14 protein-coding genes and 2 pseudogenes are annotated in these 15,820 nt (G+C 72.0%); 10 read left to right on the forward strand and 6 right to left on the reverse strand.

Features of this window, described 5'->3' with window-relative positions; all coding sequences use genetic code 11:
* The 4 genes and pseudogenes from ACZ4NB_RS34455 to ACZ4NB_RS34470 form a co-directional block, all read left to right on the forward strand.
* Nucleotides 1-420 (forward strand): annotated as a pseudogene (locus ACZ4NB_RS34455) (SDR family oxidoreductase); the annotation flags it as partial.
* A gap of 203 nt (nucleotides 421-623) precedes the next feature.
* Nucleotides 624-923, forward strand: a pseudogene (locus ACZ4NB_RS34460) (MmcQ/YjbR family DNA-binding protein); the annotation flags it as partial.
* Nucleotides 924-934: 11 nt separating this feature from the next.
* A complete protein-coding gene (locus tag ACZ4NB_RS34465) occupies nucleotides 935-1,216 on the forward strand; it encodes a VOC family protein (protein WP_467666981.1) in 282 nt (93 codons plus the stop codon).
* A gap of 153 nt (nucleotides 1,217-1,369) precedes the next feature.
* Nucleotides 1,370-1,777, forward strand: coding sequence for a VOC family protein (locus tag ACZ4NB_RS34470; protein ID WP_467666982.1), 408 nt, complete (start codon nucleotides 1,370-1,372; stop codon nucleotides 1,775-1,777).
* A gap of 123 nt (nucleotides 1,778-1,900) precedes the next feature.
* On the opposite strand, the gene adh is transcribed toward ACZ4NB_RS34470, so the two are convergent.
* The 4 genes from adh to ACZ4NB_RS34490 form a co-directional block, all read right to left on the reverse strand.
* Entirely contained in the window at nucleotides 1,901-3,424 is a 1,524-nt protein-coding gene (gene adh, locus ACZ4NB_RS34475; protein WP_467666983.1) for an aldehyde dehydrogenase, read from the reverse strand.
* A gap of 66 nt (nucleotides 3,425-3,490) precedes the next feature.
* Nucleotides 3,491-4,804, reverse strand: a complete 1,314-nt coding sequence (locus ACZ4NB_RS34480; protein WP_467666984.1) for a GAF domain-containing protein — start codon at nucleotides 4,802-4,804, stop codon at nucleotides 3,491-3,493.
* Between the two features lie 184 nt (nucleotides 4,805-4,988).
* A complete protein-coding gene (locus ACZ4NB_RS34485) occupies nucleotides 4,989-6,023 on the reverse strand; it encodes a DUF6114 domain-containing protein (RefSeq protein WP_467666985.1) in 1,035 nt (344 codons plus the stop codon).
* Nucleotides 6,014-6,523 carry a DUF6230 family protein gene (locus ACZ4NB_RS34490; RefSeq protein ID WP_467667045.1) on the reverse strand — a complete coding sequence of 170 codons (510 nt, stop codon included), beginning with the start codon at nucleotides 6,521-6,523 and terminating at the stop codon, nucleotides 6,014-6,016. Before ACZ4NB_RS34490 ends, ACZ4NB_RS34485 begins: the two co-directional genes overlap by 10 nt.
* 240 nt (nucleotides 6,524-6,763) lie before the next feature.
* Between ACZ4NB_RS34490 and ACZ4NB_RS34495 the strand changes: the two genes are divergently transcribed.
* Nucleotides 6,764-7,420 (forward strand): TetR/AcrR family transcriptional regulator, encoded by a 657-nt coding sequence (locus ACZ4NB_RS34495; protein ID WP_467666986.1) that lies wholly within the window; start codon nucleotides 6,764-6,766, stop codon nucleotides 7,418-7,420.
* Between the two features lie 81 nt (nucleotides 7,421-7,501).
* On the opposite strand, the gene ACZ4NB_RS34500 is transcribed toward ACZ4NB_RS34495, so the two are convergent.
* Nucleotides 7,502-8,845: a glycoside hydrolase family 18 protein gene (locus ACZ4NB_RS34500; RefSeq protein ID WP_467666987.1), complete on the reverse strand. Its 1,344-nt coding sequence runs from the start codon at nucleotides 8,843-8,845 to the stop codon at nucleotides 7,502-7,504.
* Nucleotides 8,846-9,213: 368 nt separating this feature from the next.
* Between ACZ4NB_RS34500 and ACZ4NB_RS34505 the strand changes: the two genes are divergently transcribed.
* The 3 genes from ACZ4NB_RS34505 to ACZ4NB_RS34515 all read left to right on the forward strand — a co-directional run bounded on the left by ACZ4NB_RS34505 (nucleotide 9,214) and on the right by ACZ4NB_RS34515 (nucleotide 12,856).
* Nucleotides 9,214-10,386 (forward strand): acyl-CoA dehydrogenase family protein, encoded by a 1,173-nt coding sequence (locus ACZ4NB_RS34505; protein WP_467666988.1) that lies wholly within the window; start codon nucleotides 9,214-9,216, stop codon nucleotides 10,384-10,386.
* A gap of 197 nt (nucleotides 10,387-10,583) precedes the next feature.
* Entirely contained in the window at nucleotides 10,584-11,717 is a 1,134-nt protein-coding gene (locus ACZ4NB_RS34510) for an Rv3169 family protein (protein WP_467666989.1), read from the forward strand.
* Complete coding sequence (locus ACZ4NB_RS34515; protein ID WP_467666990.1) at nucleotides 11,714-12,856, forward strand: phosphotransferase family protein; 1,143 nt, start codon at nucleotides 11,714-11,716, stop codon at nucleotides 12,854-12,856. The genes ACZ4NB_RS34510 and ACZ4NB_RS34515 overlap by 4 nt, the downstream gene beginning before the upstream one ends.
* Nucleotides 12,857-12,893: 37 nt before the next feature.
* Here ACZ4NB_RS34515 and ACZ4NB_RS34520 read toward each other — a convergent pair whose 3' ends face one another.
* Nucleotides 12,894-13,319 (reverse strand): hypothetical protein, encoded by a 426-nt coding sequence (locus ACZ4NB_RS34520; RefSeq protein WP_467666991.1) that lies wholly within the window; start codon nucleotides 13,317-13,319, stop codon nucleotides 12,894-12,896.
* A 209-nt stretch (nucleotides 13,320-13,528) separates the two neighbouring features.
* On the opposite strand from ACZ4NB_RS34520, the gene ACZ4NB_RS34525 reads away from it, so the two are divergent.
* Nucleotides 13,529-13,969: an Lrp/AsnC family transcriptional regulator gene (locus tag ACZ4NB_RS34525; protein ID WP_077194248.1), complete on the forward strand. Its 441-nt coding sequence runs from the start codon at nucleotides 13,529-13,531 to the stop codon at nucleotides 13,967-13,969.
* Between the two features lie 56 nt (nucleotides 13,970-14,025).
* Entirely contained in the window at nucleotides 14,026-15,666 is a 1,641-nt protein-coding gene (locus tag ACZ4NB_RS34530; protein WP_467666992.1) for an amidohydrolase, read from the forward strand.
* Nucleotides 15,667-15,820 lie beyond the last annotated feature (154 nt).

The raw sequence follows: 15,820 nt of genomic DNA on the forward strand, positions 1-15,820 counted from the left end.
AGCCACTACCGCGCCCCCTTCGCCTTCGACCTCGCCAAGTTCGCGCCGTTCCGGATGACGTGGGCGCTGGCCGAAGAGGTGAAGGAGTACGGCTGCACGGCACTGGGCCTTGCTCCGGGCTGGATGCGCACCGAGGCGATGCTCGATGCGTTCGGCATCACCGAGGAGAACTGGCGCGACGGCTGCAAGGTGGACCCCACCTTCGGGATCTCCGAGACCCCCGTCTTCACCGCCCGCGCCGTCACCGCACTCGCCGCCGACCCGGACGTGGCGCGCTACAACGGCGGCTCCCTGTCCGTCGGCACACTGGCCAAGGAGTACGGCTTCACCGACGCCGACGGCTCGGCCCCCGACTCCGTCCGCTACTTCCAGGACTTCATGCGGACCGGACAGGCACCGAACGCCGACGACTACCGCTGAACGCGGCACCCGGGAACCCGACACAGTCACGACGCACTCCTACATGCCGCCGGCCGGGTTCCGGGCGTCGCGCATCCCACACTGTGCCGCCCCGGCACGTCACCGCCGCCACGACGCCGCGCAGGCCGGACCCACGGCGTGGCAGCGCGTGCCACCCGCCGTAAGCCGACCCCAGCCACCCGCCCCGTACGAAGGACGTCAGCATGACCCCCGAAGAAGTCGCGGCGCTCGCCCTCGCGTTGCCGGAGGTGACGGAGGAAGAACCGTACGGCCCCAAAAGGCCCGTCTACAAAGTCGGCGGCAGCATCTTCGCCATGCTCGCGGCAGCGACCAAAGCACACCCCGAGCAGGTAACCGTCAAGTGCGAACCCCACCTCGCCCTGCACCTGTGCCAACAACACACGGCGGTACGCCCGTGGTACCAGGGGCGCCGGTGGCACTGGATCACCGTGCACCTGGACCAAGACACCGTGCCCGCCGAAGACCTCACCGAGATGCTCCACCACGCCTGGGAATGCGTGGTGACCGACCTGCCCCCCCGCCACCCGCGAACGGCTGCACAACCTCCACCACGAACAGCAGCGACGTCTCTGAGCCGCCCACGCGTGGGAAGAAGAGCTGGCCCCAGGACGAACTCGCCTGCCACATGGACATCACGTTCGACGACGTCGAGGCAGCCGAGAAGCGGCTCCTGGAACTGGGCGCCACCAAGCCCGCCCACCAGCCGGGCGGGGACCACTGGACCGTCCTGCTCGACCCCTCCGGCCAGCCCTTCCGCATCAGCAGCGCCCACTGACACAGCCGCTCACGGCGGCTGCACTCACCGGGACGGCGGCCCCCGGAGTGCACAGCCGCCCGGACCGGCGGAGAAAGGAACCCCGGAGTGCCCGCCGTATTCCGGCCCCCCGCTCGCACCCCGGTGAAGGCCGCACCTGACCCTGGAGGACCCATGCCGTTCGCTCCCTGCCTGAGCGTCAAGGACACCGCCGCCAGCATCGCGTTCTACAAGAAGCTCGGCTTCGACGTCGATTCCAGCACCGCCAGCCCAGGGGACGACATTCACATGCTGACCTACCAGGGCGGATTCTGCGGGATGCTCTACAGCAACGCCGACCTGAAGAAGTGGCTGCCCGTCCTGGCGGACACTCCCATCGGATTCGCCGGCATGTTCTACCTTGCCGTGAACGACTTCGACGCCGCCCACGACCACATCGCCGAGCACGCCGAGATCATCAAGGACACCGACACCGACCACACCGGCCAGCGCATGTTCTACTTCCGCGACCCGGACGGCTACGTCATCGGCGTCAACGACAACGCCGCCCTCCAGGCCAGCGACCTCGGCAAATACGCCTGAACCAGGGGAAAACCCGTCCTGCTCACCGACCACGTTGCGGCGTAAACCGGGCCCGGCTCTGAGTGGACCGAGCGGAAGGCGCCTGACCGGCAAAAGCCCAGGTCAGGCGCCTTTTTCGTGCCTCTAGAAGAAGCCGAGCTTCTTCGGCGAGTAGCTGACCAGCAGGTTCTTCGTCTGCTGGTAGTGATCCAGCATCATCTTGTGGGTCTCGCGGCCGATGCCGGACTGCTTGTAGCCGCCGAACGCCGCATGGGCGGGGTAGGCGTGGTAGCAGTTGGTCCAGACCCGGCCGGCCTGGATGGCGCGGCCCGCGCGGTAGGCGGTGGAGCCGTCCCGGGTCCAGACGCCCGCGCCCAGGCCGTACAGCGTGTCGTTGGCGATGTCGATCGCGTCGTCGAAGTCGTTGAACGGTGCCACCGCGACCACGGGACCGAAGATCTCCTCCTGGAAGACCCGCATGCTGTTGTTGCCTTCCAGGATCGTCGGCCGGACGTAGTAGCCGCCCTCCAGCTCGCCGCCCAGTTCGGCCCGGGAGCCGCCGGTCAGGATGCGGGCGCCTTCCTTCTGCCCGATGTCCAGGTAGGAGAGGATCTTCTCCAGCTGGTCGTTGGACGCCTGCGCGCCGATCATGGTGTCGGTGTCCAGCGGATGCCCCTGGACGATCTTCTCCGTACGGGCCACACCGGCCGTCAGGAAGGTGTCGTAGTGCCCGCTCTGGATCAGCGCCCGCGACGGGCAGGTGCACACCTCGCCCTGGTTGAGGGCGAACATGGTGAAGCCCTCCAGCGCTTTGTCCTGGAAGTCGTCCGCCGCCGCCGAGACGTCGTCGAAGAAGATGTTGGGGCTCTTGCCGCCCAGTTCGAGCGTCACCGGCCGGAGGTTCTCCGAGGCGTACTGCATGATCAGGCGGCCGGTCGTGGTCTCACCGGTGAAGGCGACCTTGGCGACCCGCGGGCTGGAGGCGAGCGGCTTGCCGGCCTCGACGCCGAAGCCGTTGACGATGTTCACCACGCCCGGCGGCAGCAGGTCCGCGATCAGGCTCATCCAGAAGTGCACCGAGGCGGGGGTCTGTTCGGCCGGTTTCAGGACCACCGCGTTGCCGGCGGCCAGCGCCGGGGCGAGCTTCCAGGAGGCCATCAGGATGGGGAAGTTCCAGGGGATGATCTGGGCGACCACCCCGAGTGGCTCGTGGAAGTGGTAGGCGACGGTGTCCTGGTCGATCTCCGACAGGGAGCCTTCCTGGGCGCGCAGGGCACCCGCGAAGTAGCGGAAGTGGTCGACGGCGAGGGGGATGTCGGCCGCCAGGGTCTCCCGTACGGGCTTGCCGTTCTCCCAGCTCTCGGCGACCGCCAGGGCCTCCAGGTTCTGCTCCATCCGGTCCGCGATCTTGTTCAGGACGGCGGCGCGGTCGGCGGCGGCGGTACGGGCCCAGCCGGGCGCGGCGGCGTGCGCGGCGTCCAGCGCGCGCTCGACGTCCTCGGCGGTGCCGCGCGCCACCTCGGTGAACGGCTGCCCGTTGACCGGGGTCGGGTTCTCGAAGTACCGGCCCAGCACGGGCGCCACGAACTCGCCGCCGATCCAGTGGTCGTAGCGCGGCAGATAGCTCATGACGGCGTCGGCGGAACCCGGACTGGCGTAACGGGCCATGGGGGCCTCCCAAATCGCTCTCGGCACCAGGCCCGCCGCTCCCGTGCGGCGGGCGTGGTGCGCAGGCTAGAGCGGACGAGGTTGCGCGGACGTTGCGACGCGCACGGCGGCCGACACCGGGCTTTCGCCGCCGGTCAGGCCGTATGCGGCGCGCAGCCGGTCGGCGATGGCCCGGGGGGCGGCACGGGCGGGGGAGCGCTCGGGGAGGGCGCCCACGAGCGCCTCGAAGATCTCCAGGTCGTCCTCGCCCCAGGGCGTACGCGACCACTCGCGCAGCAGCTCGGGATCGCCCGCGGCGAGCACCGCGCACCGCATCCGGTCCGCCAGCGCGTCGCGCAGCCGCCGTACGCCGGGCGCCTCCGACAGCGGTAGCAGCGGACCGGGATAGGCGCCCAGCGCGGAGCGCGGATCGGCGGCCGCCAACTGCTCCTCGACCGTGCCGAGATCGGTCTCGACGGGCCGGCTCAGACGGTACGGGCGGGAGTGCAGCAGCGCACCGACGAGCTGCCGCAGCCGGGACAGCTCGGCCCGCAGTGTCACCGGGCGCATCTCGCGTTCGCCGTACAGCAGCAGGGAGAGCTGGTCTCCGGTCAGGCCCTCCGGGTGCCGGGCCAGCAGGACCAGGATCTCGCTGTGCCGGCGCCCGAGTCGCAGCCGCTCACCGTCCACGACCAGCAGCGCCTCGTCCCGGCCCAGCGCGGTCAGGAAGACGCCGGACTCCGGCGCGCCGGAGGCGAGATGGGCCTCCGCGGCGCGTGCCGTGGCCTGCACCAGGGCCAGGCTGTGCGGGCTCGCCAGGTGGTCGCCGCCGGTGATGTCGACCGCGCCGAGCAGCCGCCCGGTCCGCGGATCGTGCAGCGGGGCCGCGGCGCAGGTCCAGCGCTGCACCTGCCGGTTGTAGTGCTCGGCCGCGAAGATCTGTACGGCGTGGTCGGCGGCGAGCGCGGTGCCCGGGGCGTTGGTGCCGGCGTGCCGCTCGTCCCAGCGGGCGCCCACGACGAAGTTCATCCGCTCGGCGTTGCGCCGCACTCCGCGGTGCCCCTCCACCCACAGCAGCCGCCCCTGCGGATCGCAGACGGCCAGCAGATGCGCCCCGTCCTGCGCGAAGCTGCCCAGCAGCTCCCGGAAGACGGGCATCGCCCGGGCCAGCGGATGCCCTTCCCGGTAGGTCCGCAGCGCGCTCTCGTCCAGCTCGATGGGTGCGGACCCGTCGTACGCGACGCGGGCGTCGGCCGAGCGGCGCCAGGAGTCGGCGACCACCTGGCGGACCGGCGGTGCGACGGTCGGGTCGGCCAGGAACGCCGCATGTGCCCGCCGCACCGTACGGGTCCGCTCCACCGGATCGGCACCGGCCTCCATCGCCAGCCAAGGGTTGACCACGTGTCACCTCTCCAGAAGCGGCTCCTGCCCCCGTAGGGTGTGTCTCTCTTCATGCGACCTGCGGAGGCCGAGCTGCACGGCACCAGACGCCGCAGGCTGATCCACGGAGACCGAAGAGACACCCTCTAAGGCCGATGGTGCTCGTACCCGGCCGGGCCGTAAACCCCGCGTGGTGCGCGCCGCTTCAGCCACCGGAGCCGCTCCGGACACCCGCGTGCAGCCGCAGCCCGTCCGCGACGACCAGATCCGAGGTGACCAGCGCCTGTTCGGCGGTCACGTCCGTCATGAAGACGAAGGGCGGCACGACCGGCGGCACCGGGAGGGCGTCCGGGGTGAAGGTGAGGCAGACCAGGCCCTCCAGGCAGCCGCTGAACTTGGTGAGGTAGAGCGTGACCTCGCCCTTGAGGCTCAACGAGTCGGCGCTCAGGCCGAGTTCGTCGCCGCCGTCGCGGGTGGTGAGCCGGTAGTCGGTGAGCGAGGCCCCCTTCATGCGCAGCACCATCGCCTTGATCGGGCCGTTCGCCGTCGGTACCTCCTCGACCCCGGCCAGGGTGAAGCCCTGCGGCGCGAACATCGTGGTGGTCACGGTCGGCGGATGCGGCGGCACCGGGATGCCGGCGGCCGCGCGGGCGGGTTGTGTCGGGCCGCCGACGGTCAGCAGCAGGGCGAGGGGCAGTCCGACGGCGAGTGCCTTGCCCGCCGTGCCGCTGCCGCCGGCGCCGCCGCGCAGCGCCTCCGTATCCCGGCGGCCGGACGGCGCCTGCTCCGGCTCCAGCGGCGGGGCCTGCCCGGCCGTCTGCTCCGGCGGCGGGGCCTGCCCGGCGGTCCACCCGAACCCCATCGCGCCGCCCGCGATGCCCAGCCCCATGCCGACCAGGAACCCGCCGAGATTGGTCGCCGCGAAGGAGAGCACCGACAGGATCAGCGCATGGATGCTGACGTAGTGGTGGGCGGCCGGCGCGCACCACAGGAACAGCCCCGCCACGATCAGCGCCAGCCCGATGCCCAGCGCCGCCAGCCCGCCCAGCCCCAGGCTCACCAGAACGGTCAGCGGCGACAGCGGCACCAGCAGCAGCTCCGTCCCGCCGCACACCAGCAGCAGCCCGGCCCAGAACGGCCGGGTCCGCCGCCAGCGCCGCAGCACGGCCCGTCGCTCGGGCCACGGCAGCGTCCGTTCCACCCAGGCGCCGCACCGGGCGCGCCGTGCGGTCAGAAGCACTTCGCGCCGTCCAGGCTCACGCTCACCCGCAGTCCCTTGAGCCGGAAGTTCCCGCCGGTGGCCGACCAGGCGTGCGACTTCACCCCGGCGACCTCGATGTCCCCGGCCTGCAGTCCGAAGGCGCCCTTCCGCCCGTGCACGCCCGGCACGGAGTCCAGGGAGGCGGCGTCCCGGCCGATCTGGGCGGTGCCGAAGCGGGCGTCGCCGACCAGGTCCTCACCGTCGATGACCAGGCTGTCGGCGCTCACCGGACCGGCCTTGCCGCCCGCGGTCAGCTTGAACACCACCGTGCCCACCGGCGTCTTGACCTGCGCCGACTGGCAGATGTCGGTAAGCGACGCCTTGCCGATGCCGAGCAGCGCCACCGGATGGCCGCCGCCGTCGGCGTCGCGGTCGGTGTGCACGTACGAGGCGAGACCGCGGCTGGTCAGCTTGCCCGACGACACCTGGAAGTGGGTGCCGGAGACGGCGAACGACGCGGCCAGCACACCCTGCGCCATCACCGTGGCCAGTGCGCCCACGGCGAGCACGGCGGGCAGCGCCACCACGGCGGTCTTCTTCCAGGAGGTTCGCCCCTCGGGCGAGGTGTCCGTCCTTGAGCTCACTGCGTCCTCCCCGGGGCAGTGGTCGAATGCACGAGGGAAAGTGCTTCCAGGCGCCCTGCGGAGCGGCCAGGTCCGCGATCATGACGCTCTGTCATACTGCGCAAAACTCTTGGCAGTTGGAGACTAGGGCGGATTTTGAATAAGAGTCAACAGCGGGGAGGGGGCGGCTCGCCGGCCGCCCGCGGGACCGGGCGCTCCCAGGCGCGCCGCGCCGAACTGATAGCCATCGGACGGAAGTTGTTCGCCGACACCTCCTACGACGCGCTGTCCATGGACGACATCGCACGTCAGGCCGGGGTCGCCAAGGGACTGATCTACTACTACTTCACCAACAAGCGCGGCTACTACCTCGCGATCATCGAAGACGCGGTCGCCGAACTGGTCGAGCGGGCCGGCAGCACCCATGACCTGCCGCCCGTCGAACGCGTCGAGCGCACCGTTGAAGGCTATCTGCGCTACGCCCAGCACCACCAGGCCGCCTATCGCGCCATCGTCACGGGCGGTGTCGGCTTCGACGCCGAGGTGCTGGCGATCCGCGACACCGTGCGCGCCCGGCTGCTCGGCACCATCGCCCGCGGCGCCTGGGGCCGCGAGGACATCCCGCCGCTCGCCCGTACCGCGCTGACCGGCTGGCTCTCCAGCGTCGAGGGCGTCACCCTCGACTGGATCGCCGAGCAGGAGCTGCCCCGCGAGACGGTGGTCTCGCTGCTGGTGCGCGGCCTGGGCGACACCCTCCGCCTGATCGAGGAGTACGAACCGAGCTGCCCGGCCCCACCCCGGGCACCCGCCTGACCCCCTTCCGGCGCACCACCGCACACCGAACGGGCGGGAAGGCCGCTGCCTCCCCGCCCGTCGTGCCGTCTGCCGTCGGCGCTACTTGATCGCCTTGATCAGCTCGCCGTTGGCGGTGTCGCCGCTGAGTTCCCAGAAGAACGTGCCGCCCATGCCCTGGGCGTCCTTGAAGGCCATCTTCGAGCCGATGGTCTCCGGGGTGTCATAGCTCCACCACTGGTCACCGCACTTGGCGTAGGCGGTGCCGCCCACCTTCCCGGTGGCCGGGCAGCGGCCCTTGAGCACCTTGTAGTCGTCGATGCCGGCCTCGTACTTGCCCGGTGCCGCGCCGGTCGCCGTGCCACCCGGCGCGTCCTGGGTGACGCCCGTCCAGCCCCGGCCGTAGAACCCGATGCCCAGCAGCAGCTTGTTCGCCGGGATGCCCAGGCCCTTGAGCTTGGCGGTGGTGTCGGTGGTGTTGAAGCCGGCCTTCGGGATGCCGTTGTACGACGAGAGCGGGGAGTGCGGCGCCGTCGGCCCCTTCGCGTCCCAGGCGCCGAAGTAGTCGTACGTCATCGGGTTGTACCAGTCGACGTACTGGGCAGCGCCCGCGTAGTCGGCGGAGTCGATCTTGCCGCTGTCCGAGGCGTCCGCGGTGATCGCCGCGGTCACCAGGTTGTCCTGGCCGAACTTCGTCCGCAGCGCCTTCATGACCTTGGTGAAGGCGTCCTTGCCGCTGGTGTCGCAGCTCAGGCCGCAGGCGTTGGGGTACTCCCAGTCGACGTCGATGCCGTCGAAGACATCCGCCCAGCGCTTGTCCTCGACAAGGTCGTGGCAGGACTGCGCGAAGGCGTCCGGGTTCTTGGCGGCCTCGGTGAAGCCGCCCGACCAGGTCCAGCCGCCGAACGACCAGATCACCTTGAGGTTCGGATGCAGCTTCTTGAGCTTCCTGAGCTGGTTGAAGTTGCCGCGCAGCGCGCCGTCGTCCCAGGTGTCCGCCTTGCCGTCGACGCTCTGGTCGGCGGTGTAGGCCTTGTCGTAGTCGGCGTAGGAGTCGCCGATGGTGCACTTGCCGCCCTGGACGTTGCCGAAGGCGTAGTTGATGTGCGTCAGCTTGGCCGCCGAGCCCGACGTCTCGATGTTCTTGACGTGGTAATTGCGGTCGTAGACACCCCAGTTGGTGAAGTATCCGACGACCTTGCCGCCCGCGGCGGCCGGCTTCGCCGCCGTGCCGGCCGGCGACGAGGAGGGGTACCGCGAAGCGGTTCCTGCGGGGGTGGTGGCGGGTGACGGGTGGGACGCGGACCGGCCTTGTGCGGTGGGGGCGCTTGCCGGGTGGGCGGAGGCCGGCCCGGCGAGCAGGGTGCCGGCCAGCGCCGCCGTACACAGCGCGGTGGCGGCGGCGATCACCGTGCGCGGTGCTCGCATCCGGTGCGGTCTGAGCATGTCGTCTCCTCGGAGGGGGGCGAGGGGGTGGAGCCTGACCTGCGTTCCGAATTGGCATGAACGCGTTGAACGTTGAAGGAGAAGTTAGAAGGACTAGACCACTGAGTCAATGGTTCGGACCAATTCCGTGACCGGCGGGTAAAGGCTTCTTCGGTCGGCGGCGGCCGACGGTGTGCGGGGTCTTTGCCGTCGGTGATGATCAACCCGTGACGCCGGGCCTCCGATCGGGCATACTCCTAGCGCCACAGCCGCAGGTCATCGCCTTCCGCGACCCGGAACGCGATCATCGGCCTGGCACTACGGAAACCGGCGCCGCCGCCCACCCCGCGTGCGTCGCCGCAGCGCCCGACAGGGAGGAGAGCGCCGCCATGACCGAGTACGGCCCCCGGCCGGTGGACCGCAGGCTGCCCACGGAGGAAGCCCGCGACCTGCTGACTCTCGTACGCGAGCTCGCCGAGCGCGAGATCAGGCCCACGGCCGCCGAGGAGGAGGACGCCGGCCGCTTCCCCCGAGAGCTCTTCCGCCTGCTGTCGGAGTCCGGCCTGCTCTCCTTGCCCTACGACGAGGAGTTCGGTGGCGGCGGCCAGCCCTACGAGGTCTACCTCCAGGTCCTGGAGGAGCTCGCGGCCGCGCGGCTGACCGTCGGCCTCGGCGTCAGCGTGCACACCCTCGCCTGCCACGCACTGGCCGGTTTCGGCACCAAGGAGCAGCGCGCCGAACACCTCCCCGACATGCTCGGCGGCGGCCTCCTGGGCGCCTACTGCCTCTCCGAGCCCTCCTCGGGCTCCGACGCCGCCTCCTTGACCACCCGCGCCACGCGGCAGGGCGAGACCTGGACCCTGGAGGGCACCAAGGCATGGACCACCCACGGCGGTGTGGCCGACTTCTACACCGTCCTGGCCCGCACCGGCGGCGACGGCGCCCGCGGCATCACGGCCTTCCTGGTCCCGGGCGACGCCGAGGGCCTCAGCGCCGCGGCGCCCGAGCGCAAGATGGGCATGAAGGGCTCCCCGACGGCCCAGCTGCACTTCGACGGCGTCCGCATCCCCGACTCCCGCCGCCTCGGCGAGGAGGGCCAGGGCTTCACCATCGCGCTGTCCGCCCTCGACTCCGGACGCCTGGGCATCGCCGCCTGCGCCATCGGCGTCGCCCAGGCCGCGCTCGACGAGGCGCTCGCCTACACCGCCGAGCGCCAGCAGTTCGGCCGCCCGATCGCCGACTTCCAGGGCCTGCGCTTCATGCTCGCCGACATGGCCACCCAGGTCGAGGCCGGCCGCGCCCTCTACCTCACGGCCGCCCGGCTGCGCGACGCCGGACTGCCGTTCTCCAAGGAGGCGGCGATGGCCAAGCTCTTCTGCACGGACACCGCGATGCGGGTGACCACCGACGCCGTCCAGCTCCTCGGCGGCTACGGCTACACCCTCGACTTCCCGGCCGAGCGCTATATGCGCGAGGCCAAGGTCCTTCAGATCGTCGAGGGCACCAACCAGATCCAGCGCATGGTCATCGCCCGCCATCTGGCGGGACCCGAGACCCGCTGAGAACGGCCCAGGGAGGGGGAGGGCGAACCTTCCCCGCCCCGGGCCCGTTCCGCGCACGGCCGGCCGGATGCGGCCGCCGAGCGCGCCGCCTCCTCCCGGGGTCTGGCCGTCCGTCCTTAGCTGACGTACCGTCAACTCTCCGCCGCGGCACCGCACACCGGGCGACCCCCTGCCGACCGTGCGCCCAGGAGGAGACCGTGCCCGACCGCCCCATCGCGCTCGACGAGTACCCGATCCACCAGGTCCCGCTGTCCATGCGGCATGTCGCCACCGGCGACCGCAACGCCTACGACCGGTGCATCTTCCACGTCATGGACCACGCCGGACGTGCGCTGCTGATCGCCGGGCTCGGCGTCTACCCCAACACCGGCGTCATCGACGCCTACGCCACGCTCCGCCTCGGCGACCGGCTGCACGCCGTACGGGCCTCCGACGCGCTCACCGACGACCGGATGACGCTCACCGTAGGCCCGCTCACCATCACCGTCGAGGAGCCGCTCGCCCGCCTGCGGCTGACCTGCGACCCGGACCCCGCCGACCCGGACGGGCTGGCCTACGACCTGACCTGGACCGCGGCCTTTCCCGCCACCTGGGAGCCGCACCACACCCAGTACCGCGGCGACCGGCTGACGCTGGAGGGCCGGCGGTTCGTCCAGGCGGGCACCTGCACCGGCAGCATCCGCGTCGCCGGCCAGGAGCTGGCCGTCACGGCGGGGGAGTGGACCGGAACCCGCGACCGCAGCTGGGGCGTACGCCCGATCCCCGGCGAGGACGCCGGTCGGGCGGGGGAGGAGCTGCGGCCCGAGGGCTTCCACTGGGTCTGGTGCCCGGTGCGCTTCGACGACCGCTTCGTCATGGTCATCGTCCAGGAGGACGCCGACGGCCAGCGCACGCTGAACGAGGCCCGGTTGGTCCGCGACGGCGTCCCCGACGTCCAACTCGGCTGGCCCCACACCGACATCGGCTACCGCCCCGGCACCCGCCACCCCGAGCGCGCCGTCATCCACCTCACCGACCCGACCCGCAAACCGTTGGAGCTCACCGCCGAGATCCTCACCTCCTCGCCCCTGGCCGTCGGCGCCGGCTACCCGCCCGCCGACGACTGGCAGCACGGCACCTGGCGCGGCCGCGGCTGGACCGACCGCCGCAGCTACGACCTCTCCGACCCCTCGGCGCACCCGCTCGCCGCATACGGCGTCACCGATCACGCGGCCCGCTTCACCCTCGACGGCCGCACCGGCTACGGCATCTTCGAGCACGGCAGCTTCGGCCGGCACGACCCGAGCGGATTCACCGGCTATGACTCCGTGGCCCAGGAGGCGGGAGAATGACCGACCCCCTGTCGCCCCCCGAGGCGCCCGCCCCCGCGGACCGCCGTCCGCGCACCTCGACCCGGGACCCCGAGGAACTCACCCGCCGGCTCACCGCCTGGCTCGGCACCCGGCTGCCCGGCGCCCGCGCCACCGCCGCGACCGTCCCCGACTCCAACGGCATGTCCAGCGAGACGCTGCTCTTCGACATCGACCGCCCCGGTCCGCCGTCCCCGGGGACCCCGCGCTCCTGTGCGCTGCGCCTCGCCGCCGACCCGGCCGCCTACACCATCTTCCCCCGCTACGACATGGCCCGGCAGTACCGCACCATGCGCCTGGTCGCCGAGCACACCGACCTGCCGGTGCCCCGCACCCTCTGGCTGGAGGAGGACCCGGCACACCTCGGCGCCCCGTTCTTCGTCATGGCCCGCGCCAGTGGGCGTGTCCCGCCGGACGTCATGCCCTATACGTACGAGGGGAATTGGCTGCACGACGCCACCGACACGCAACGCGACGGGCTGGAGGCCGCGAGCGTGTCGGTCCTCGCCCGGCTGCACGGCCAAGTCCCGGTGGGAGCCGCCGACTTCCTCGACACCGCGGGGACGGGCAGCGCCCTGCACCGGCACGTCGATGCCCAACGCGCCTACTACGCATGGGTGGTTGACGGACGCCCGCGCTCACCGCTCATCGAGCGGGCCTTCGACTGGCTCACCGACCCCGAGCACTGGCCGAAGGACCCCGGTGAAACCGTAGTGACCTGGGGCGACGCCCGGATCGGCAATATCGTCTACGAGGGATTCGAGCCCGCCGCCATACTCGACTGGGAGATGGCGGCCCTCGGCCCGCGCGAACTCGACCTGGGGTGGATGGTCTATCTCCACCGCTTCTTCCAGGACCTCACGGAGGGCGGCGGCCAGCGGGGGCTGCCCGACTTCCTGCGCCGCGACCGCGTCGAGAGCCGTTACGCCCGGCTGACCGGGCACCGGCCCCGCGATATGGACTTCCACACCCTCTACGCGGCCCTGCGGCACGCCATCGTCATGCTGCGGGTGGCCTACCGGCAGGTGCACTTCGGCGAGGTCCCCGTACCGGCCGACGCCGATGCGCTGATCCTCCACCGGGACACCCTGGAGGCGATGGTCGAGGGCCGCTACTGGTGAGCACCGCGGCGGCCTCCGGGCGCGTGCTGTGGCGCGCTCAGGCGCTGCGGCGCATCCGCGGCACCCGGATCGGCTGCGTACCGGGGCCGCCGATGTGCGAGAACGGCTGACGGCGCCAGTCCAGGCTCTCGGGGAGCGTCAGCAGCATCGCCGCGTCCTGCTCCTGGGGGTCGAGCGTGTCGTCGGTCTCCGGGGCCTCGGACGCCGGGCGGCCGGAGCCCTGGCAGACCGTCAGGCCGAACGGGTTCCAGGGGGTGGCGCACAGGGCGTGCTCGGGAAGGGTGTCCTCCTCCGCGAGCAGCGCGATCGGCTGCAGGCAGTCGGGGCAGGTCACACGGAAGATCTCAAAGGTCTCGTACGCGTCGTACGCGCCGTCGTCGCCGGAGAAGCCGAGACTGTCGCCCTCCTGGGCGCTGATGCTCGCGGCAGCGGTGTCCTGCTTAAGGCGTCCCATGATGTCCATCCCCCTCGGGTGGGCCGATCGGACCGCCGGCTTCCTGTGACGGGCGGTCCTGGCCACCAGCAGCAATTCCCTTCATGCCGGGCGCATAATCGCCGGTGCCCTGCTGACACCGGTTCACCCGTGTGGCATTGGTCACACGGACCGGCGCGGAGGTGTCCACGATCCGGCGCGCGATGCGCATATGCGCCCGCGCACAGTAGGTTGAACGGGTGGAGGAGTTGGACCGACAAATCGTGGATCTGCTCGTCAAGGACGGGCGGATGAGCTACACCGACCTGGGCAAGGCCACCGGCCTGTCGACCTCGGCGGTGCACCAGCGGGTGCGCCGCCTGGAGCAGCGCGGGGTCATCCGGGGCTATGCGGCGATCGTGGACCCCGAAGCCGTGGGCCTGCCGCTCACCGCCTTCATCTCGGTCAAACCCTTCGACCCCAGCGCCCCGGACGACATCTCCGACCGCCTCGCGGAGGTCCCCGAGCTGGAGGCATGCCACAGCGTGGCCGGCGACGAGAACTACATCCTCAAGGTCCGGGTCTCCACGCCGCTGGAACTGGAGCATCTGCTCACCCGCATCCGCACGCTGGCCGGCGTCTCGACCCGCACCACGGTCGTGCTGTCGACCCCGTACGAGGCCCGCCCGCCGCGCATCTGACCGGCAATTGCCCCCCGCGCGCGGGCAGGTCGCGCACAGGGGCCAAACTGTCCGGTATGAGCGAGCGCATCCCCGATTCGGCACCGTCCCGCACCGTCCTGCTGCGCGGGGGCGAGGTGCACAGCCCCGCGGACCCCTTCGCCACCGCCATGGTCGTGGAGGGCGACCGCATCGCCTGGGTCGGCGAGGAGGGCGCCGCGGACTCCTTCGCCGCGGGCGTCGACGAGGTCGTCCACCTCGACGGCGCACTCGTCACCCCGGCGTTCACGGACGCGCATGTGCACACCACGGCGACCGGGCTCGCGCTCACCGGACTCGACCTGGCCGGCGCCGCCACGCTGTCCGACGCACTCGCCCGGATCCGCGGCTACGCCGACGCCCGCCCGGCGGACCGGATCCTGCTGGGGCACGGCTGGGACGCCAGCGCCTGGCCGGAGGGGCGTCCGCCGTCCCGCGCGGAGCTGGACGCGGCCACCGGCGGCCGCCCCCTCTATCTCACCCGCGTCGATGTGCACTCCGCGGTCGTGACGACGGCGCTGCTCGACCTCGTCCCCGGCATCCGCGGGCAGTCCGGCTTCGACGCCGAAGCCCCGCTGACCGGCGACGCGCACCACGCCGTCCGCCGGGCCGCGTACGCCACCGTCACCCCGGCCCAGCGCGCCGAGGCCCAGGCCGCGGCGCTGGCCCGCGCCGCCTCGCTCGGCATCGGCAGCGTCCACGAGTGCGCGGGCCCGGACATCTCCGGTGAGGAGGACTTCCGCGCGCTGCTCGCCCTCGCCCGGGAGGGCGGCGGTCCGCGCGTCGTCGGCTACTGGGCCGAGGTCGTCGCATCTGCAAAGGACGCGGAGCGGATCCGTGAGCTGGGCGCGATCGGCGCCGCCGGCGACCTCTTCGTCGACGGCTCGCTCGGCTCGCACACCGCCCATCTGCACGCCCCGTACGCGGACGCCGGCCACACCGGCACCGCCCGGCTCGACGCGGACGCGGTCGCCGCCCATGTCGCCGCCTGCACCGAGGCCGGGCTGCAGGCCGGCTTCCACGCCATCGGCGACGCCGCCCTGACCAGCGTCGTCGACGGCGTACGGGCCGCCGCCGAGAAGGTCGGCACGGACCGGATCCGGGCCGCCCGGCACCGCGTCGAGCACGCCGAGATGCTCACCGAAGCCACCATCGCCGGCTTCGCCGACCTGGCCCTGACCGCGTCCGTCCAGCCCGCCTTCGACGCGGCCTGGGGCGGGCCGGACGGTATGTACGCCGCCCGCCTGGGCGCCGAGCGGGCCCGCACCCTCAACCCGTACGCCGCGCTGCTCAAGGCCGGGGTGCCGATCGCCCTCGGATCCGACAGCCCGGTCACCCCGCTCGACCCCTGGGGCACCGTGCGCGCCGCGGTCTTCCACCGCACCCGCGCCCACGGCATCTCCGCCCGCGCCGCGTTCACCGCGCACACCCGCGGCGGCTGGCGGGCCGTCGGCCGGGACGACGCCGGCGTCCTGGTGCCCGGCGCGCCCGCCGACTACGCGGTCTGGCGCACCGGCGAGCTGCTCGTCCAGGCGCCGGACGAGCGGGTGCAGCGCTGGTCCACCGATCCCCGGTCGGGCACCCCCGGCCTGCCCGATCTCACGCCCGGCGGCGACCTTCCGGTGTGCCTGCGCACCGTCGTCGCCGGCCGAACGGTCTTCGAGCGGCCGAACGAGTGACATCGCACGGAATCGTGCCGTAGCGGCCCGCGCCTGCCGCTGCCCGCCCTCCCAAGGGGTGTTCGCGGCTGACCTGGGACGACGCGAAAACGACGCAGGCGGAGGACCTGTTGACAGCAGGCGGTCGACGGCCGGTAGGTTCGGCCGAGTCCAC

It is taken from the genome of Streptomyces sp. NPDC026575 (assembly GCF_055567415.1).

Bases quoted from the DNA above. Each gene is read 5' to 3' on its own strand.
- ACZ4NB_RS34465 (WP_467666981.1), top strand. From the start codon at position 935: ATGCGTGGTGACCGACCTGCCCCCCCGCCACCCGCGAACGGCTGCACA.
- ACZ4NB_RS34470 (WP_467666982.1), top strand. From the start codon at position 1,370: ATGCCGTTCGCTCCCTGCCTGAGCGTCAAGGACACCGCCGCCAGCATC.
- adh (WP_467666983.1), bottom strand. From the start codon at position 3,424: ATGGCCCGTTACGCCAGTCCGGGTTCCGCCGACGCCGTCATGAGCTAT.
- ACZ4NB_RS34490 (WP_467667045.1), bottom strand. From the start codon at position 6,523: ATGGCGCAGGGTGTGCTGGCCGCGTCGTTCGCCGTCTCCGGCACCCAC.
- ACZ4NB_RS34500 (WP_467666987.1), bottom strand. From the start codon at position 8,845: ATGCTCAGACCGCACCGGATGCGAGCACCGCGCACGGTGATCGCCGCC.
- ACZ4NB_RS34505 (WP_467666988.1), top strand. From the start codon at position 9,214: ATGACCGAGTACGGCCCCCGGCCGGTGGACCGCAGGCTGCCCACGGAG.
- ACZ4NB_RS34515 (WP_467666990.1), top strand. From the start codon at position 11,714: ATGACCGACCCCCTGTCGCCCCCCGAGGCGCCCGCCCCCGCGGACCGC.
- ACZ4NB_RS34520 (WP_467666991.1), bottom strand. From the start codon at position 13,319: ATGGACATCATGGGACGCCTTAAGCAGGACACCGCTGCCGCGAGCATC.
- ACZ4NB_RS34530 (WP_467666992.1), top strand. From the start codon at position 14,026: ATGAGCGAGCGCATCCCCGATTCGGCACCGTCCCGCACCGTCCTGCTG.